General features: G+C 52.9%; 19 protein-coding genes, 5 tRNA genes and 1 riboswitch. Of the genes, 14 read left to right on the top strand and 10 right to left on the bottom strand.

Features of this window, described 5'->3' with window-relative positions:
* The first annotated feature begins 56 nt into the window (after positions 1-56).
* The 5 genes from KW808_RS07100 to malP all read left to right on the top strand — a co-directional run bounded on the left by KW808_RS07100 (position 57) and on the right by malP (position 5,652).
* A complete protein-coding gene (locus KW808_RS07100; RefSeq protein WP_003861494.1) occupies positions 57-536 on the top strand; it encodes a hypothetical protein in 480 nt (159 codons plus the stop codon).
* 47 nt (positions 537-583) lie between these two features.
* Positions 584-1,174: a sulfite exporter TauE/SafE family protein gene (locus KW808_RS07095; protein WP_230622930.1), complete on the top strand. Its 591-nt coding sequence runs from the start codon at positions 584-586 to the stop codon at positions 1,172-1,174.
* Between the two features lie 269 nt (positions 1,175-1,443).
* Positions 1,444-2,853 (top strand): MBL fold metallo-hydrolase, encoded by a 1,410-nt coding sequence (locus KW808_RS07090; protein ID WP_003861492.1) that lies wholly within the window; start codon positions 1,444-1,446, stop codon positions 2,851-2,853.
* Between the two features lie 57 nt (positions 2,854-2,910).
* Entirely contained in the window at positions 2,911-3,069 is a 159-nt protein-coding gene (locus KW808_RS07085; RefSeq protein WP_003861489.1) for a DUF8730 family Cys-rich protein, read from the top strand.
* Between the two features lie 195 nt (positions 3,070-3,264).
* Positions 3,265-5,652 (top strand): maltodextrin phosphorylase MalP, encoded by a 2,388-nt coding sequence (gene malP, locus KW808_RS07080; RefSeq protein WP_040072693.1) that lies wholly within the window; start codon positions 3,265-3,267, stop codon positions 5,650-5,652.
* A 212-nt stretch (positions 5,653-5,864) separates the two neighbouring features.
* Here the strand turns inward: malP and KW808_RS07075 are convergent, their stop codons facing one another.
* Positions 5,865-6,326: a hypothetical protein gene (locus KW808_RS07075; protein ID WP_170844364.1), complete on the bottom strand. Its 462-nt coding sequence runs from the start codon at positions 6,324-6,326 to the stop codon at positions 5,865-5,867.
* Positions 6,327-6,342: 16 nt separating this feature from the next.
* A riboswitch (SAM riboswitch) is annotated at positions 6,343-6,459 on the bottom strand.
* A 214-nt stretch (positions 6,460-6,673) separates the two neighbouring features.
* Here KW808_RS07075 and KW808_RS07070 point away from each other — a divergent pair.
* Positions 6,674-7,024, top strand: coding sequence for a hypothetical protein (locus tag KW808_RS07070; protein WP_144290611.1), 351 nt, complete (start codon positions 6,674-6,676; stop codon positions 7,022-7,024).
* Positions 7,025-7,206: 182 nt separating this feature from the next.
* Complete coding sequence (locus KW808_RS07065) at positions 7,207-8,040, top strand: IS5 family transposase (protein WP_003861479.1); 834 nt, start codon at positions 7,207-7,209, stop codon at positions 8,038-8,040.
* Here the strand turns inward: KW808_RS07065 and KW808_RS07060 are convergent.
* Positions 7,951-8,685 (bottom strand): TRAFAC clade GTPase domain-containing protein, encoded by a 735-nt coding sequence (locus tag KW808_RS07060; RefSeq protein WP_230622929.1) that lies wholly within the window; start codon positions 8,683-8,685, stop codon positions 7,951-7,953. The two genes, KW808_RS07065 and KW808_RS07060, sit on opposite strands and share 90 nt — an antisense overlap.
* Before the next feature lie 179 nt (positions 8,686-8,864).
* Between KW808_RS07060 and KW808_RS07055 the strand changes: the two genes are divergently transcribed.
* Positions 8,865-9,059 carry a hypothetical protein gene (locus KW808_RS07055; protein WP_157676144.1) on the top strand — a complete coding sequence of 65 codons (195 nt, stop codon included), beginning with the start codon at positions 8,865-8,867 and terminating at the stop codon, positions 9,057-9,059.
* A gap of 389 nt (positions 9,060-9,448) precedes the next feature.
* Here KW808_RS07055 and KW808_RS07050 read toward each other — a convergent pair.
* The 6 genes from KW808_RS07050 to KW808_RS07025 form a co-directional block, all read right to left on the bottom strand.
* A tRNA-Glu gene (locus tag KW808_RS07050) sits at positions 9,449-9,521 on the bottom strand.
* Between the two features lie 282 nt (positions 9,522-9,803).
* On the bottom strand, positions 9,804-9,926 hold the full coding sequence (locus KW808_RS07045) for a hypothetical protein (RefSeq protein WP_003861478.1): 123 nt from the start codon (positions 9,924-9,926) through the stop codon (positions 9,804-9,806).
* Positions 9,927-11,071: 1,145 nt separating this feature from the next.
* Positions 11,072-11,144, bottom strand: a tRNA-Glu gene (locus KW808_RS07040).
* Positions 11,145-11,181: 37 nt separating this feature from the next.
* Positions 11,182-11,253 (bottom strand) — tRNA-Gln (locus KW808_RS07035).
* Between the two features lie 65 nt (positions 11,254-11,318).
* Positions 11,319-11,391 (bottom strand) — tRNA-Glu (locus tag KW808_RS07030).
* Positions 11,392-11,429: 38 nt separating this feature from the next.
* A tRNA-Gln gene (locus KW808_RS07025) sits at positions 11,430-11,501 on the bottom strand.
* Between the two features lie 196 nt (positions 11,502-11,697).
* Between KW808_RS07025 and KW808_RS07020 the strand changes: the two genes are divergently transcribed.
* The 5 genes from KW808_RS07020 (at position 11,698) to KW808_RS07000 (ending at position 14,168) form a co-directional block, all read left to right on the top strand.
* Positions 11,698-11,964, top strand: coding sequence for an SRPBCC family protein (locus tag KW808_RS07020; RefSeq protein ID WP_003861477.1), 267 nt, complete (start codon positions 11,698-11,700; stop codon positions 11,962-11,964).
* A 247-nt stretch (positions 11,965-12,211) separates the two neighbouring features.
* Positions 12,212-12,754 (top strand): TetR/AcrR family transcriptional regulator, encoded by a 543-nt coding sequence (locus KW808_RS07015; protein WP_003861474.1) that lies wholly within the window; start codon positions 12,212-12,214, stop codon positions 12,752-12,754.
* An 83-nt stretch (positions 12,755-12,837) separates the two neighbouring features.
* A complete protein-coding gene (locus tag KW808_RS07010) occupies positions 12,838-13,362 on the top strand; it encodes an SRPBCC family protein (RefSeq protein ID WP_003861472.1) in 525 nt (174 codons plus the stop codon).
* Between the two features lie 116 nt (positions 13,363-13,478).
* Entirely contained in the window at positions 13,479-13,952 is a 474-nt protein-coding gene (locus tag KW808_RS07005) for a DUF2975 domain-containing protein (RefSeq protein ID WP_003861470.1), read from the top strand.
* Positions 13,953-14,168 carry a helix-turn-helix domain-containing protein gene (locus tag KW808_RS07000; protein ID WP_003861469.1) on the top strand — a complete coding sequence of 72 codons (216 nt, stop codon included), beginning with the start codon at positions 13,953-13,955 and terminating at the stop codon, positions 14,166-14,168.
* A 71-nt stretch (positions 14,169-14,239) separates the two neighbouring features.
* Here the strand turns inward: KW808_RS07000 and gltX are convergent, their stop codons facing one another.
* Positions 14,240-15,730 (bottom strand): glutamate--tRNA ligase, encoded by a 1,491-nt coding sequence (gltX, locus tag KW808_RS06995; protein WP_003861467.1) that lies wholly within the window; start codon positions 15,728-15,730, stop codon positions 14,240-14,242.
* A 65-nt stretch (positions 15,731-15,795) separates the two neighbouring features.
* On the opposite strand from gltX, the gene KW808_RS06990 reads away from it, so the two are divergent.
* Positions 15,796-16,926, top strand: a complete 1,131-nt coding sequence (locus tag KW808_RS06990) for an isochorismate synthase (RefSeq protein ID WP_003861465.1) — start codon at positions 15,796-15,798, stop codon at positions 16,924-16,926.
* A gap of 374 nt (positions 16,927-17,300) precedes the next feature.
* Here the strand turns inward: KW808_RS06990 and KW808_RS06985 are convergent, their stop codons facing one another.
* Positions 17,301-17,906: a class I SAM-dependent methyltransferase gene (locus KW808_RS06985; protein ID WP_003861464.1), complete on the bottom strand. Its 606-nt coding sequence runs from the start codon at positions 17,904-17,906 to the stop codon at positions 17,301-17,303.
* Between the last annotated feature and the right edge of the window lies 1 nt (position 17,907).

Raw genomic sequence — 17,907 nt, 5'->3', positions numbered from 1 at the left:
GAAACTTTCGGCTAGAATTTTTAATATATATCCCATGCAAATCGCAGGAGGAATAGATGTTGAAATTCCAGTCTAGAGCCTTAATCCTCACAGTTTCTATGCTTGCAACTTTAAGTGGATGCAGCCAGGAATCCGATCCCATTCAGTCACCAATAACAATCACCACAACCGCCACGACCATGCTCACCACAACGGTCACTACATCCGCCCCGAACCCAGTTCCCCCAGATGCACAGCTGGGCGATTCTGTAGACCTGGAAGTTTCGCGAGCCACAGTATGCATTTGTGGCGATGGATACGGCACCACTACCTGGCTCGCAGGGACGGATACCAGCTGCGAGTTTGTCGGCGCGGTGCATCAAAAATTAGTAACCGGAGTAAATGCCACCACTGAAGATATCCGCGACTTTTTACCGATGGACATTAATGTCACCAGCCCCGTCACTGGCCAGGAATATCAGATGAGCTGCACTAATGAGAGTGCGAAAGTAAGTGCATGCCGTAGCAACACTAACGCCAGCGTTTATTTTTACTAGGAACGTGAGCTTGGTTTCATAATACCCCCCAGGGTATTGTTAGCCAGGTGATTCTAGCCCTTCTTGGCGGCCTAATAATAGGCCTACTTCTTGGCATGCTCGGTGGTGGCGGTGCCATCCTTGCCATTCCGCTGCTTATTTATGGATTTTCTTTTAGCGCCACGCAAGCTACTGCAGCTTCATTAATCATCGTCGGACTAGGCGCCCTCATTGGCCTGATCAGTCAATACGCTGCCGGGCACGTCCGCCTTAAAGAGGGTCTAAGCTTTGGCCTTTTAGGGTTGGTCGGCTCATTTGTGGGCAGTCACCTTGCTAGCAATATCCCCGATTCCCTACTCCTGAGCGGCTTTGCCATCCTCACGCTCGTGGTGGCGTTGACCATGATTTCTAAATTAAGAAGCACCCGAGAATACATAACCAGAAGGCCAAGCATCCTTGCCATTGCCCTTAGTGCCACCGGCGTGGGATTTTTGACGGGATTTTTTGGTGTGGGTGGCGGTTTTGCCATTGTGCCAGCCTTGATTTTTGCGCTCGGTTTTTCCATGCGGCAGGCTAGCGCCACTTCCCTAGTGGTGATCGCCGTTAACAGCGCTATTGCCATGGGATTTAGATATTCCGATTTGGCAAGTATTGACTGATCAGTGATCTCGCCAATTATCATCACCACCGTATTGGGCGCTTTTAGTGGCGTAAAACTAGCCAAAAAGGTCAAAGTATCATCACTGCAACTAGGTTTTGCTGGCTTCTTGATCTTCATTTCGATCTATATGGGATTTCAGAATTTCCCGGACCTTTTTTAAAACTTCAACATATACCCCCCAGGGTATCTTGACAGATTAAAGCTCGATGTTTTAGGCTCTACATATACCCCCAAGGGTATCCCATCAACTTTGATCTAAGGTGTCACATGCTTTTTGAACGCATCTACGAAGAAGGCCTCGCCCAAGCCAGCTATTTCATTGGCTGCCAACGCGAAGGCAAAGCGATTGTTGTTGATGCTCGCCGAGATATCCAGACCTATCTGGACCTTGCAGCAAAAAACAACATGGTCATTAGCGCCGTAACCGAAACCCATATTCATGCCGATTATCTCTCCGGTACTCGCGAACTTGCAGCTGCCACCGGCGCCGAGATTTTCCTCTCTGGCGAAGGCGGAGCTGATTGGCAATATGGCTTTACAGGCACCACCTTGATGCACAATTCCACCATCAAGCTGGGAAATATCACCATCACAGCCAAGCACACTCCCGGACACACTCCAGAGCACCTGTCATTTTTGATCACTGATGGTGCGGTCTCAAAGGATCCCGGTTTTATGCTCAGCGGTGACTTCGTCTTCGTAGGTGACGTGGGACGTCCAGATTTACTTGATGAGGCAGCTGGCGGTGTGGACACCCGCTTCGCCGGAGCACAGCAACTCTTCCATAGCCTAAAAGAGCAGTTCCTTACACTCCCCGACCACATTCAGGTTTATCCAGGTCATGGTGCTGGCAGCCCTTGTGGCAAGGCATTGGGCGCGATCCCTAGCACCACCGTGGGATATGAAAAGGCTAATGCCTGGTGGGCTCCATATCTGCGCAGTGATGATGAAGCCGGCTTTGTGGAAGAGCTTCTCGACGGCCAGCCAGATGCCCACGCTTACTTTGCTCGCATGAAAAAGCAGAACAAGCAGGGACCTGCAGTACTTGGTACATTATCCCCGCTTGTGAAGCTAGAAGCCGAGGAAGTCGTCGAAAAGCTTGGTTCTGAAGCAGTATTTGTGGACACCCGCGAGCAAAACCAAGTCCATCTCGGAACCGTTGTTGGGGCATTGAATATTCCGCGCGGCGCCAAGGCGTCCAATTTTGCGGCGTGGGTTATTGATCCTCAAAAGGATGCTCAGGACCTTATTGTTTTGGCTCCGGACGCCAATACCGCTGCGGATTTCCGCGACGCTTTGCTGCGGGTTGGCATCGACACTGTGCGTTATTTCACCAACAGTATCGATGGATTGCCTACCTTTGTGCCAGAACTCATCTCCCCCGCTGAGCTAGCTGAGACCACCTATGACGCACTGATTGATATCCGTGCAAAGTCCGAATTTGCCGCTGGCAGCATTCCCGGCGCGCAGCAGCTTTCTGGAGGTTCGGCCATGTGGCGCCTCAATGAGCTGCCTGCGGGTGGCACTTTGGTAACCTTCTGCCAATCAGGAGCGCGAAATACCGTGGTAGCCAATGCTTTGCGACGCGCCGGATTCACCGTTATCGAGCTCGAGGGCAGCTACGCCGCGTGGGAAAAATCAGCTGCCAATCCTAAAAACTTGCAGACTGCCGTCTAGTTTTAGATCCGGCGCTGTATCAACTAAACAATCACCCCTTTTAAGAGAGGCCACATTATGTGTCGCGCAGTTACTTGTAAGAAGTGCGGAAAGACCACCTGGGCAGGCTGCGGCCAGCACGTTGATCAGGTTATGAAAAATGTTCCGAGCTCCCAGCGTTGCCAGGGCCACGAGGCAGAGCCTTCCAAGGGCTTCCTTTCCAAGCTTTTCGGCTAAGCATGCCAGATATGGCCAATCCTTCCGGGGGTTGGCCGTTTTTTGCTTTTCGACGCAAACCCACCGCCGCAGGCAAGAGTTTTTCGTCGAAAAGCGCAGTGTTTTTAGCAATCGGAAGCAATTATCGAATTTAATAGTCCCAGTTATGCCCGATTGGGCTACATTTTCGGACATTTTCCTTTAGACTTATCTGCTATGACTGAAAAACAGCCACTCCCCGCCGACCTCGTCGGCAGCCATGTTCGTGCCGCTGCTGGCACCCCCGCGGACCTCGCTACTGATCGCAAGTTCTGGACTGGTCTTTCCCGTGCAGTCCAGGAGCGCATTGCCGATGATTGGGAGCGCACCCGCGAAGCTTATGGTGCTGCTCGCCAGCAACATTATTTCTCCGCTGAATTCCTCATGGGCCGTGCACTGCTGAACAACCTGACCAACTTAGGTCTGGTTGATGAGGCTGCAGCTGCTACCCGTGAGCTGGGCCATGAGCTCACCGACATCCTGGAAATCGAAAATGACGCAGCACTGGGCAATGGTGGCTTGGGCCGCCTCGCCGCTTGCTTCCTCGATTCTGCTGTTACCCAGGACTACCCCGTTACTGGTTATGGTCTGCTCTACCGCTTCGGTCTTTTCCGTCAGTCCTTTAACGAGGGCTTCCAGGTAGAAAAGCCAGACCCATGGCGCGAAGAGGAATATCCTTTTACCATTCGTCGTGCATCCAACCAGTTGGTTGTGTGCTTTGACGATATGAAAACCCGCGCTATTCCTTATGACATGCCGATCACCGGCTATGGCACTCACAACGTGGGAACTCTGCGCCTGTGGAAGGCGGAGCCGTGGGAAGAATTCGATTACGATGCCTTCAACTCACAGCGCTTTACCGACGCCATCATCGAGCGCGAGCGCGTTTCCGATATCTGCCGTGTGCTCTACCCTAATGACACCACCTACGAGGGCAAGAAGCTGCGCGTTCGCCAGCAGTACTTCTTCACCTCTGCTTCCCTGCAGGCCATGATTCAGGGCCACCTGGCGCACCACAAGGACCTCAGCAACTTTGCCGAATTCCACTCCGTGCAGCTCAATGACACTCACCCAGTGTTGGCTATCCCTGAGCTTATGCGTCTGCTCATAGACGAGCATGACATGAGCTGGGAAGAATCCTGGGCAATCGTATCCAAGACCTTCGCATACACCAACCACACCGTGCTCACCGAAGCTCTTGAGCAGTGGGATCAGCAGATCTTCCAGCAGCTGTTCTGGCGTGTGTGGGAAATCATCGCAGAGATCGATCGTCGCTTCCGTTTGGAGCGCGCAGCCGATGGACTGGATGAAGAGACCATCAACCGCATGGCTCCAATCCAGCACGGCACTGTTCATATGGCATGGATTGCCTGTTACGCAGCATATTCCATCAATGGCGTGGCAGCGCTGCACACCGAGATCATCAAGGCCGAAACCTTGGCTGACTGGTACGCACTGTGGCCAGAGAAGTTCAACAACAAGACTAACGGTGTTACCCCTCGCCGCTGGCTGCGCATGATCAACCCAGGCCTGTCTGACCTGCTCACTCGCCTCTCCGGTTCCGATGATTGGGTAACCGATCTGGATGAGCTGAAGAAGCTGCGCTCCTATGCCGACGATAAGTCCGTGCTTGAAGAACTCCGCGCTATCAAGGCTGCTAATAAGCAAGACTTCGCCGAGTGGATCCTCGAGCGCCAGGGCATTGAGATTGATCCAGAATCCATCTTTGACGTGCAGATTAAGCGCCTCCACGAGTACAAGCGCCAGCTCATGAACGCGCTCTACGTTCTGGACCTTTACTTCCGCATTAAGGAAGATGGCCTCACCGACATCCCAGCACGCACTGTCATCTTTGGTGCAAAGGCCGCACCGGGTTATGTTCGCGCCAAGGCGATTATCAAGCTCATCAACTCTATTGCTGACTTGGTAAACAACGATCCTGAGGTCTCCCCGCTGCTCAAGGTGGTCTTTGTAGAGAACTACAACGTCTCCCCTGCTGAGCACATCTTGCCTGCTTCTGATGTCTCCGAGCAGATTTCCACCGCCGGCAAGGAAGCCAGCGGTACCTCCAACATGAAGTTCATGATGAACGGCGCCCTCACCCTGGGCACCATGGACGGCGCCAACGTAGAGATCGTGGATTCTGTGGGCGAGGAAAACGCCTATATCTTCGGTGCTCGCGTGGAAGAATTGCCAGCCCTGCGCGAAAGCTACCAGCCATATGAGCTCTATGAGACCGTCCCTGGCCTCAAGCGCGCATTGGACGCCCTGGATAACGGCACCCTCAACGACAACAACAGTGGCTTGTTCTATGACCTCAAGCATTCCTTGATCCACGGTTATGGAAAAGACGCCAGCGACACCTACTACGTGCTTGGCGATTTCGCAGACTACCGCGAAGCCCGCGACCGCATGGCCACCGACTACGCCTCCGATCCCCTGGGTTGGGCGCGCATGGCCTGGATCAACATTTGCGAGTCCGGCCGCTTCTCCTCCGACCGCACCATCCGCGATTATGCCACCGAGATCTGGAAGCTCAAGCCAACTCCTGCTGTTAAGAAGTAGGTTTTAACCTCCGCTTCTAACAAACGGCTAACCCTTTTGGGTTAGCCGTTTTTTGGGGTTAAGGGGTTTAAAAGAGGGCTTTTCGACGAGTGCTGATCGGCATTCTTATTTCCCACAATGGCAAGGGGTTCGTGGAAAAGCGCGCTTCGTGCCCCTGAAAAATAGTTTTCCCGCGCGGGAGGCGCCTGATCAAACCGCGCGGTTATTTCTACCTAATCCTGTTCAGTGCCATATTCCCGCTGAACATACTTGAAAGCCTCTAAAGCCTGTTTAAATCCTTCGTGAAAATCCAGGCCCGGGCTTGTTGGCACTATCCCCAGGGAAAGATTGCCATAACAACCATTGCGGTCGTACTTCGGACCAATACTGACCATGTAATGCCCATTTTTGGACTCAAAACGCATGAGACGACTGGTTGGACTAGATCCACTCCATTCAGCCGGACCACCATTTTTTACAAACCATTCCATCCGAGCCGGATCATGATTCCAACCGCGAATATGTTCCCCACCAGCATCAAACTCGACGAACTGGCCATCCATACGCAGGTTAGTAACTGGCTCCCATGTCGCCCTTTCGCGCAAAACCTTTACTTGTAGGTAGAAGGGTTCGTGTCCTGGTAAATGATGTCCGCAGCTATTGGGCAATGGAGGCTTAGCAGAAATATTCCCCATGGGAATCTCCTTCAAAAAATCGCTCTTCTCTGCATTCTCTTGAGTACAGAGCCGATCTTCCTTCGGGGGCACCGTGCGCGATGCGCGGTTGCCAGTCAGCCTGCCGAAGGGCTTGCGGCTGATCTTCTTGATCGTAAAATCGACATTAGCAGACAGCTTGGTCTAGATGCAAGCCGAATTTATAATGTCCCAATCCTTTTGTGTCGATGGATTCACCGATACCCTAGCCACTCTATTCAGGACATCAGATACGAGCGCTTGAAGAAAAAACAAGAGCCCCGGTGATGTACCAAAATGGTAGGGATCACTCCGGGGCTTAGGAATCCTAAGTGTAAGACCTTGGAGACGTGACTGGCAACTCCCCTACATCTATCGCAGAGCTCGAACAGTGGTTCTCCATCCCTAGAATGAATACATACCGAAATTCTGAAAATCCCGAAGGTTTTTACATCTGGAATACCCAGTTATCTAAACCATATTTAGAAGATATACAACATGTAGAAGTGCTTTTAAGAAACAGGGTTGACGCCCAATTACGATCTGCTCGTGGCCCCTTCTGGTTTGAAGATGATAGCTATTTTAGATTTGCTCAACAGTTCAAAAAAGCTCTAACAACCGCCAAAAGAAGAACTAAAACAAACGATTCTCCTGGGAAAATTATCACCGCTCAGCAAGTCCCATTTAGACGTCGACGATAGGAACCTCAATATGTTTGATTCAGCAGTTTTTAATGTCGCCTCTTGGATTGAGAAAAATGCCACTAAGAGATTGCGCGGATAGAAAGATACAGGGGGCCACGGTGGGGTGGTGAACAAGAGCAGGCACGAGGCCTGGTAGATACGGATTCGACCAAGAAAACGTACACCACTCAGGAGCACTCGTGCCTGCCCTTCCATCCTCTATCATCGACCCCCTCTGGTGCCAGTTCGCCGCGCTGATCCCACCCGTGACCGACACCCACCCACTTCGGTGCCACCGCCCACGCATCCCGGACCGGATCATCTTCGACAAGCTCATCCAGGTCCTCGTCCTCGGCGCCTCCTATGCCAAGATCGCCGACACGACATGCTCGGCCACCACCTTGCGCACCCGCCGGGACGAGTGGATCACCGCTGGCATCTTCGAGCAGCTGGAACAGATCTGTTTGGAATTCTACGACCGTATCGTCGGACTCGATCTGGAAAACTTAAGCGTGGACGGGTGCATCGTCAAAGCCCCCTGCGGTGGTGAAGCCGCCGGGCGATCCCCGGTTGACCGGGGCAAACAAGGCACGAAACGCTCCCTGCTGGTCGACGGCGCAGGTATCCCGCTTGGGTGCGTGGTCGCCGGTGCCAACCGGCATGACTCACCGTTGTTGCGCCCGACATTGGAGAAACTAGGCCGGTTCGGACTCGCCCTGCCCGATCAAATCACCGTGCATCTGGACGCCGGATACGACTCAAGCAAGACCCGCAGTCTGTTGACCGAACTTGGCTGCGAGTGGGTGATCAGCCAGAAAGGGGTCCCGTTGCAGGCCGGGGCCCGGTGGGTGGTGGAACGGACGAACTCGTGGCATAACCGCGGGTTCAAGAAACTGCAGGTGTGTACCGAACGTCGCATCCGGGTCATTGAAGCGTTCATTTCTTTAGCCAACGCCGTGATCGTTGTTCGCCGGCTGGTCCGGGAGGCCTGGTGCACCTATCGCTGGGAGACTCGCCCGACCCAACAACCCTGACCTATCCGCGCGATCTCTAAGTAGATTCTCAAAATCTTTTACTTGGAGATCTGGCCATAGATCAGCTTTGGATAAAGCAATTACCCAAATTCGTGGGAACTGTTGGAGCTGTTTCCCATCCTCCAGGATTGCATCTTTGATCTGATTTAGGTTTTCAATGAATCCATCAAATAAATAGCTAAGATAGCGCTCCTCTTCATTGGCGTAATCATGCAGCTTTTGACCGTCAACTAAAAATAGCGCTACATCTGAGCCCAGCAGATTTCTAAACGTTTCAACTTTATCCTGCTTTTCCGAGTCCGTTACAGCTCCACCCTCAAACCATTCACCTGGATAATCATGCCAAGTGAGATTCACCTGATCAGATTTAGCAGCATCCTTAATTGGGATGTTTTTCTGTTTTAGGGAAAAGACAGTCTTATGAGACTCGAATCTATTTTGGGGTGGCGCTAGGGAATCTTCTTTCATTCCCAGATACATCTTCATTAGTTTGGTATGCCGATCATCTTTTGCACTGAGTTCAAATAGCTGACCTTCACTTTGAGTTGAATCTCGTGCAGCGCCATAAAAAGAGCAAAGTAGGGCGGTTTTGCCACTACCAGATTGACCAAAGAGGGCGATTTGTTGATCTACGGAGTTATTCATTTGCTTCATACTAGCTGTAATTGGCCACCACATAATTGAAATCCTCCCGAAAGTGATGGGCTATCTCTGTCTCGAACCTGATACTAAAATGAACATGTTCATTCAAAGGATGACTAATAGCAGATTCCAACTGCAAGCGGCTTAAACAGGCGACGCAGGCACGTGTTCTCAAGGCTGCAGTGCAACTTTTCCAGGAACTGGTCTTTGCTGCCATAACAATTCGAGGAATCGCTGAATTAGCTGGTGTAAGCACTGGAACAGTTAATGGCAGTAGGCGACAAAAATGCACTAGTAGTACAGATTTTCGACACGATGATCGAGAGCGAACATACCCAGCGTGCCGGCTCCCCCACGCGATTGGTGGTGGACACTAATTGCCATCAAACTACTCCCTGCAACTGGACTTATCGCTGGGATTTGGATACCCGGTATTGCCCTAGCAGCCAACATCGGAGTGATCTCCTATTTCTTAATTCCTGCCGTTGCTCATATACGAGCACGCTTCCTTGGACAGGCATTTTGATTTAACTACCTTGGATTGCTTGCGCTTTCAATTGCAGTGCTCGTTCTTCCATTTGCGCTCTGAATGGTTGCTCTCGAGTGGTGCAATTTGTTGATGGAGTCAGCACAACACCTTTATTGAAGGCGTGAGACACTCCTTATCTATAACCATGTTCTATCTAGAATGTTCTGAAGTCGATAGAGTTACCCAATGAAAAAAGAAGCCACTCAGTGAAATTCACTGAGTGGCTTCTTTAATTTGTACCCCGTACGGGATTTGAACCCGTGTTACCGGCGTGAGAGGCCGGCGTCCTAGGCCGCTAGACGAACGGGGCTTGTTCGTTTTTTACGACTCGATAACAATAAACCACGAAATGCTATTCATACAAATAACGAGGTCAGGTGACTTTTTTCCAGTGAGTTATAAACCCGTAAAAACAGCTAGACCCTTCCCCACCCCACATGGTCCCATGATGCTTCAGCTCTCCAAAAACTCGTGCCATATAGTCATCGTGATAAATTCCAGCGCCTTTCGAGTAATGCGTTACTTTGACAGCCCTTGTATCTGAACCGAGCTTTGCTCTGAGCTCATCAATCACATCCGGTTTGGACAATGCCTAGAAAACAACGTTGCCCATCGCGATCAACGTTGGGTTTTCACATCCTAGGGCATGCAGCTCTGCGCCCAGACCAACAACTTGCTCCATCAAGAATTCACGGTCGCGAAGTAACTTCTGCACATTGGCTGATGAAGAATTTCTTAGCGGCTCCAGTTTCCCATCCTGGAATCTAACTAGATCCGTGATGTATAAGCCCCATAATGGCGTGCCCCAGCACAGATCTCAGAGTCGGTGATCGCTAGTTGTCGTTATCTCTTCGTGAAATGACGAATACCGATACTTCCGCATGGCTTGTTTTTTGATTTGCGGGACGTTCAGCAAAATTCAAAGCACACAAGTATTAGAACAGTTCTTAAATCGCGCCTGCGGGCATCGAGCTCGAATTGCGTGGAGATCTTATTGAGTTACTGCACGCTCTGGTTGAAAAAGTATTCCGGCGCTACTGCTTAAATGGACCCCCAGGCCCCATTTCGAGCACTCCCCCAAACTGCCCATAATCCACACTGTGACGATACCCAATGAAGATAAGAGGCCCCTAAAACCTGTAACGACACCCTCTTTCGAATAATGGTTTCGAATGAAGGTGTCTGGGCTTATAAGGGTCGTTGTGTAGTTCTCTGACTGACCCTCTCAACTCCTCACAGTGGCTTCAACCTGCTGCCACCGCTTTCCGGCGTCGGTGCGGAGGTTTCGTCAACTCGAGTTAATTGTTCTCGTCGTTGCGTCCGCTGTTGCCCGCTGCGGGCTTAATGTGCCGAGTGTGGGTTGTTGAAGAAGGAGAAGTTGGGTGTCAGTTGGCTGCAACGATGTGTCATGTCGGGGCGAGCTCCTGATTCACGCATCTCTAGCGCTTGGAATCTTTGGTTATGGCGATGCCAGCTGCCGGGAGGACGGCGTCGTTGCGTCCGAACTTCTTTTTCATTCCACTTACTGCCATACACTCTCCTTTTACTGGTCGGTTCCATTGACTCCAGAGCGCCCTTTCCGAAGCCTCCAAAGTTGCATTTGTGCTGGTTAGAGCAACAACTTGTTGGTGATCGGCTATGAACTTCTCTGTATGAACCTGACTTTAACCCGAGACCGAATCTCGGTAAAGGCTTTTGCGATTTAACTCCGCAACCGCTGGAGATCTTTCACCCCCGCATTTTTAAAATCCCCTGCTACATGAGCCCGTACATTTGTCCTGGGAGGGGGTGATGTCAGATGTGTTAGCAAACACAAAAACATCCAACCCTCAATTGATGAAGGGTGGATGCTTTTAAGAGTACCCCGTACGGGATTTGAACCCGTGTTACCGGCGTGAGAGGCCGGCGTCCTAGGCCGCTAGACGAACGGGGCATTAGGACACGATCAATTGTTTTCCAGCTGATCGCAGCTGGCCTACCAGGACTCGAACCTAGAATGACGGTACCAGAAACCGTTGTGTTGCCAATTACACCATAGGCCAATCGTTTTTCAAGATTGTAAACCTTGTAAAACATTTAAAAACTTACCGCAATAGATGATGCGGAGTACCCCGTACGGGATTTGAACCCGTGTTACCGGCGTGAGAGGCCGGCGTCCTAGGCCGCTAGACGAACGGGGCATTAGGACACGATCAATTGTTTATCCAGCTGATCGCAGCTGGCCTACCAGGACTCGAACCTAGAATGACGGTACCAGAAACCGTTGTGTTGCCAATTACACCATAGGCCAATGTTAATAATTCACGCTCCAAGCAACTCGCATGGCGCGCTGTTCAACGAGGAATACTATAACCACAACCATGCAATACGGCCAAATCTGCAGGTTGCCGGGTTAGAAAATTGCAGGAAATACCCTCTAGCCAAAATTAGCCAACACCGTTAGCCCGGAGATTAGTTGCCCAACACATCACGAGAGATGAAAGCTCATGAAAACAAAGAAGCAGTCCCGCATCTTGTTCATCGCACTTGGCCTTGTCATAGCTCTACCCGCACTCTCCTTTGGCTTAAGCCAGCTCTTACCTGCAACCACCACCAGAGAAATCACCATCGATGCCCAACCAGATCAGGTGTGGGAGGTGTTGAGTGATCTAGAGTCCTTCCCGCAGTGGCATCCCACCATCACGTCTTTCAGTGGTGAAGCGGTGGTTGGGAACACCGTGGCATTTACAAACGAGGAGGGGGTTCGTCGATAAGCTTTACTCCGACCATCCTCGCGGCGGAACCCGCCCGCGAGCTGCTCTGGCTGGGACATGTGGCGTTTCCCGGGCTAATGGACGGCAACCATTCGTTTGTGCTGGAGCCTGCAGACGAGAGCACGAAGGTGACGCAGTCGGAGAGTTTTACGGGGATTCTCGGGATGTTTGCCCCACTGTTTATGGATTTGGGGGCATCATTTGAGACATCCAATAAAGCACTTGCAAATTTTGTGGAGTCTAAGCAGTGATTTTTCCCGATCCCCCCACTGGCCGCCTAGCGGAAGTTATTGATACCGCGTGGCGGTTGGTGGAAACATGTGGCTGGGCGAATGTGAGCATGCGAACCCTGGCCGCGGAGCTAAATATCAAGGCGCCATCGCTGTACAAGCATGTAAAAACGCGCGAGGATATCGCCGCACACATCGCCACGAAGGCATTTATTCAGCTGGGGCAAAGACCGCATGAACATTGTGAAAGTGTGGAGGATTTGCTTGCGGAATACCGCTCCATGGCTCGGGAAAATCCAAATATTTACCGGCTTCTCACCAGTTCAGAGTTCCCCCGCGAGCTACTTCCAGAGGGTTTAGAAACTTGGGCGGTCACACCGTTTTACCTGGTCACCGGCCATGATCCGATCAAGGGTCAAGCACTGTGGGCATTCGCGCACGGCATGGCCATCCTGGAGATCGACGCCCGATTCGCCGGCCCCAACAATGGATCCCCCGCGGATGGCATGTGGGAGATCGGCGCGCGGGCATTTGACACACAAGTATTCAACCAAGACTGAGCAAAAAGGCGCTATGCTGTGGGGAGATCGCAAGCCCCTATCCGGTCTCTACTAAGCCCCGAAGTTGAAGGGAACCTCCCCCAATGCCGTTTCCAGCACTGTTGTTGCCGCTGATTTTCTGGACAGGAATTGCAGCTTTGTCCTCTTGGGCGGTCAGCCGTGCACTTCCGCTGCGCGCCGATAATTCCATTGAGATTGATGCGCCGGTGGAAAAGGTCTGGGATTTCATCGAGGAGACCAATCGCGTGCCGGAGTGGAATGAGCACATTCTGTACGTACAGGCGCCTGGTCAGATCGAGCAGGGCATGAAGCTCAAGATGAAAACGCGGCATCCAGAGACCAATCGCCTCACTTTGAAGTTTCGCCCCACCATCGACGTGCTGCGTCCGCATCGTGAACTGACGTGGTCCACCAAAATTGTTGCGCGTTGGCTGCTCACCGTCACCGACACGATCGAGCTCAAGCCTTTGGAAGATGGCCGCACCGAGGTGGATCAATCAATGTCTTTCAGTGGCGTGTTGTCCCCCGGAGTGCCGTTTTTGGCCAGCATCAGCCGGATTAAAGAGAACTCAAATCGCCAGCTAAAAGCACTGATCGAAGCCGAGTAAACCTCCAACCCCTACATAACGTGGGGGTTTTAAGCTTGCGTAGAAATATCGTTTTTCGATAGATTTACATCTTGAAACGATATGACCATCCACGGCGCATGTCTGAAAGGTTCCCCATGAATCCCCGCATCCTCATGCTGCTTCGCATCATTTTCGGCGCAGCCTTCCTCGCCCTGTTGGTGCTGCAAGTCTTACTCGCCATCAAAATCGTGCGCGGCGGCCTCAACTCCGGCGAACTCTCCCCCATCCCGCTCACCATTCTCGCGAGCTTCGTGATCATCGGTTTCGGGCTCGTGCAGTTCATCATCGTCTGCCTGTTCGCACTGTTGCGCCTCGTGGAAGACGATGAAATCTTCGACGCCCACTCGCTCGCCTGGGTTGATCGCATCGCCATCACCATCGCAGCCGGCGCCGTTCTCCTCCTCCCAATGGCCTACATCGTCGCAGAAGTCGACGACGCCCCCGGAGCCATCGTCTTCGGCCTCATCCTCGCAATGCTCATCACGGGCGTATCCCTGCTGGTAAAAATCATGCGTACACTCCTGGCCCGCGCCATCGGATTCTCCACAGAACTGGAATCGGTGATCTAAATGGCCATCACCGTCGACATCGATGTCATGCTCGCCCGCCGCAAAATGGGCGTCGGCGAACTCGCCGAAAAAATCGGCATCACCCCAGCCAACCTCTCGGTCTTAAAAAACGGGCGCGCAAAAGCGATACGCTTCAGCACATTGGAGGCCATTTGCCGCGAGCTCGGCTGCCAGCCGGGCGACATTTTGCGTTACGACGTCTCCCTCCACAACTAAACCCGAAACGCAAAGAGCCCACCTCCCTCAGAAATTCTGAACGGAGGCGGGCTTTTGTTCATCTACAGGTTTTACTCAGCGACCACGAATGGGGTCTGCTCACGAGTAGCCTTCAGACGAACCAACGTGGATTCCTTGCCCAAAAGCTCCATGGACTCAAACAGTGGTGGGGATACAGCCTCGCCGGAGATACCAATGCGCAACGCACCGAACGCCACGCGAGGCTTCAGGCCAAGATCCTCAATGAGAGCCTTGTTCAACGCTGCTTCAATGTTTGGAGTGGTCCACTCCTCCACTGCCTCCAGCGCTGCGATACCTGCGTTGAGAGGCTCAACAGCGGTCTCCTTGAGGTTCTTCTTGGCTGCCTTCTCATTGAGCACCAGATCTTCGTCAGCGGTGACCAGGAACTTCAGCAGATCCCAGGCCTCGCTGAGCACCTTGATGCGGGTCTGAACCAGCTCCGCAGCAATGGCAAACTTCTCAGCTGGGTAATCCGCTGGGAACTCGGTGTACTCAGTCATGTACGCGCGCAGGCGACCCTCGAAATCCTTAGGCTCCAGAAGTCGGATGTGATCCGCATTGATAGCCTCAAGCTTCTTCTGGTCAAAGCGAGCTGGGTTGCCCAACACGTCAGCGACATCAAAGTTAGCGATCAACTCATCGACACCGAAAATGTCCTGATCAGCAGACAGTGACCAACCCAGCAGCGCCAGGTAGTTGAGCATGCCCTCTGGGATGATGCCGTTGTCACGGTGGTTGAACAGGCTGGACTGTGGATCACGCTTAGACAGCTTCTTGTTGCCCTCACCCATCACGAATGGCAGGTGACCAAAGGCTGGGGTGGCCTTTGCCACGCCAATGCGCTTGAGCGCCTCATACAGAGCAAGCTGACGAGGAGTCGATGGCAAAAGATCCTCACCACGCAGCACATGGGTGACTTCCATCAACGCATCATCAACAGGGTTGACCAGGGTGTACAAAGGCTCACCGTTGGAACGAGCAACCACGAAGTCAGGCTGGGTGAACGACTTGAACTCAACTTCACCGCGGACCAGGTCAGTCCACTTCCAATCCTGCTCTGGCATGCGCAGACGCCACACAGGCTTACGCCCCTCAGCCTCAAATGCTGCGACCTGCTCTTCGGTGAGATCACGGTCAAAGTTGTCGTAGCCAAGCTTAGGATCGCGGCCAGCAGCCTTGTGTCGCTCCTCAACCTCTTCGGCAGTGGAGTAAGCAGGATAGACCTCGCTGGCGTCGATAAGCTGCTTCAGCACATCCTGATAGATGTCCTTGCGCTGTGACTGGCGGTAGGGCTCATGCGGGCCGCCCTTTTCCACACCCTCATCCCAGTCCATTCCCAACCAGCGCAGGGAATCGATGATGGCGGAGTAAGACTCCTCGGAATCGCGGGCAGCGTCAGTGTCCTCAATACGGAAAACTAACTTGCCTCCAGTGTGGCGAGCATATGCCCAGTTGAACAGCGCGGTGCGCACAAGTCCAACGTGTGGGGTGCCGGTGGGCGATGGGCAGAAACGAACACGAACATCAGTCATGCAGGCCATGTTAATAGCCCGCACCCACCGCCCGCGCGTTTACCCCAGTTCTACTGGGATTAGAATGGCTAACCATGTCTGCCCACCGCAACCCCTCTGCCCCCAACACCGCCCCAGATTTCCTCTTATCCAGGGGCCACGGGTCTGTGCGCACCCAAGGATCAAAAGAAGTATTCACCGATCCCTGGGAGGCAGTAGACGCCCTTAAACAAGGGCGCGTAGCCATGGTGGTGGGTGCTTTGCCCTTCGAACGGGACAAACCAGCAGCGCTGACTGTCCCAGAACACATCATCCGCGAAGACGGCCCCCTAGAACCCCACGCCTACTACCGGTTTGGACCAGGCTCAGTACTGCACGCCAGCGTCGCAGGAATTGATCCCTCACCGATTGAGCATTTACGACGCGTCAATGCAGCCATCAGCACCATCAACAACACTGTCCTGAACAAAGTTGTGCTCGCGCGCGCCGTGGACATCTCCTTCGAGCCACCCGTTGATCCCCTGCTGGTGGCCGCCCGTTTGATTGATAACTCCCACAACAAGGACGGTTTCATCGCCGACCTGACCCCTGCAGGCCCCGACTTTGACGGCCACATGTTGGTGGGATCCTCCCCCGAGGTCCTGATCAAACGCCAAGGTTCCACCATCACCGCATACCCACTGGCCGGCTCCGCACCACGGCTTGCCGATCCAGTGCGCGATGAAGCCCAAGGACAAAACCTCCTGGCAAGTGCCAAGAACCTGAAAGAACACTCCTACGTGGTCAACCACCTTCGCACCATCCTGGAACCACTGTGCTCACAATTCGACGCCCCAACAGTTCCTGAACTGACCAAAACCAACGAAATGTGGCACCTCGCAACACCCATCGTTGGCACCCTCAAGTACCCACACATCACCGCACTAGAACTAGCCATCCGCACACACCCCACCCCCGCGATCTGTGGCACCCCCACCGACGCCGCCGAAGCCCTCATCATCGAAGCAGAATCCCCCCGAAACTTCTACGCCGGAGCAGTCGGCTGGTGTGACTCCACCGGAGACGGCGAATACATGGTAGCCATCCGCTGCGCCGAAGTATCCGAAGACGGAACCTGGGCCAGAGCATGGGCAGGCGGAGGCATCGTCGCCGAATCAGATGCCCAAGAAGAGTTTGATGAAACCACCGCGAAGCTCCAAACCATCATGCGCTCGCTTGGTTTGTGAGATGTGGTCTTAAAACACTGACTTCACGTGAGCTGGGTTTAGGGGAGCTCTCCCCTCCTTAAGTTCGATTTCTCGGTGACGATTTCTCGGTGACGATTTCTCATTGGCAAGTTCATGGGAGCGGTTTCTCAATTCCAATTTCTCGCGCTCAATTTCTTAACGGCGATTTCGCTAGGAAAAACCCCATTTTCCGACTGAAATTGAGCTTGAGAAATTGAGCGGAAGGTATTGAGCATAAGAAACCGAAACCGTGAAATCGAACTTAACGCTTCGGAAAGCCCCGCAAGTCACCATAAGCCCTTAATAGAGACCCCAAACGTGACTAAAGGCCACCCGAGTAATCCCGGGTGGCCTCAAAAACCCACTAAAAAACCTTAATCAACCTTCGTTGCCTTGAGCACAATGTCCACGTGGTGGTGTGCGCCAGCGCCGGTTTTGATGTCACGTTCGAAGGATTCCACTAGTTCGACACGGAAGGCTTCGCTCAGGTTTTCCGACAGCCACTTTGGGGTTGCTGCGGATTCTGATTCAAAGTCGTGGTGGGTGAACAGGAGGGTTCCGCCGGGTGCGACGAGGTTTTCCAGTTGCGCGACGGAGGTGTCGTTGGCTGGGATTTGGCCGTACGAGCAGCTGACGAGGTCGAATTGGCGACCGGATTCGATGGCGAATTCGGTGAATGATACCAAGAGGACTTCGGCTGATGGGGAGTTTTGTTTCGCGCGCTTCACTGCAGTTGGTGCGAAGTCGATGCCGGTGGTGGCGTATCCCTTGGAGGACAGCCACACGAGGTCAGCGCCTTCGCCACAGCCAATGTCTAGTGCGGTGCCTTCAGCTGGCTCTTCACCCAAGTAGGCGATGAGTGCTTGGTTGGGGTTGCCGCTCCAGACTTGTTCCGTGGTGGTGTATTGATTCTCCATGGATTCTGGGGTGACCTGGTCGTACGGACGCTTCTCCCCATGATCGTGATGGTGGTGATCCATT

Origin of the sequence: [Brevibacterium] flavum, assembly GCF_019317305.1 — a bacterium.
Classification (GTDB): Bacteria; Actinomycetota; Actinomycetes; order Mycobacteriales; family Mycobacteriaceae; genus Corynebacterium; species Corynebacterium glutamicum.
This window is presented reverse-complemented; position numbering and strand designations above follow the sequence as displayed.

Coding starts and splice junctions, on each gene's coding strand:
- KW808_RS07100 (WP_003861494.1), top strand. CDS start 57: ATGTTGAAATTCCAGTCTAGAGCCTTAATCCTCACAGTTTCTATGCTT.
- KW808_RS07090 (WP_003861492.1), top strand. CDS start 1,444: ATGCTTTTTGAACGCATCTACGAAGAAGGCCTCGCCCAAGCCAGCTAT.
- KW808_RS07085 (WP_003861489.1), top strand. CDS start 2,911: ATGTGTCGCGCAGTTACTTGTAAGAAGTGCGGAAAGACCACCTGGGCA.
- malP (WP_040072693.1), top strand. CDS start 3,265: ATGACTGAAAAACAGCCACTCCCCGCCGACCTCGTCGGCAGCCATGTT.
- KW808_RS07075 (WP_170844364.1), bottom strand. CDS start 6,326: ATGGGGAATATTTCTGCTAAGCCTCCATTGCCCAATAGCTGCGGACAT.
- KW808_RS07060 (WP_230622929.1), bottom strand. CDS start 8,685: ATGAATAACTCCGTAGATCAACAAATCGCCCTCTTTGGTCAATCTGGT.
- KW808_RS07020 (WP_003861477.1), top strand. CDS start 11,698: ATGAAAACAAAGAAGCAGTCCCGCATCTTGTTCATCGCACTTGGCCTT.
- KW808_RS07010 (WP_003861472.1), top strand. CDS start 12,838: ATGCCGTTTCCAGCACTGTTGTTGCCGCTGATTTTCTGGACAGGAATT.
- KW808_RS07005 (WP_003861470.1), top strand. CDS start 13,479: ATGAATCCCCGCATCCTCATGCTGCTTCGCATCATTTTCGGCGCAGCC.
- KW808_RS07000 (WP_003861469.1), top strand. CDS start 13,953: ATGGCCATCACCGTCGACATCGATGTCATGCTCGCCCGCCGCAAAATG.
- gltX (WP_003861467.1), bottom strand. CDS start 15,730: ATGGCCTGCATGACTGATGTTCGTGTTCGTTTCTGCCCATCGCCCACC.
- KW808_RS06990 (WP_003861465.1), top strand. CDS start 15,796: ATGTCTGCCCACCGCAACCCCTCTGCCCCCAACACCGCCCCAGATTTC.
- KW808_RS06985 (WP_003861464.1), bottom strand. CDS start 17,906: ATGGATCACCACCATCACGATCATGGGGAGAAGCGTCCGTACGACCAG.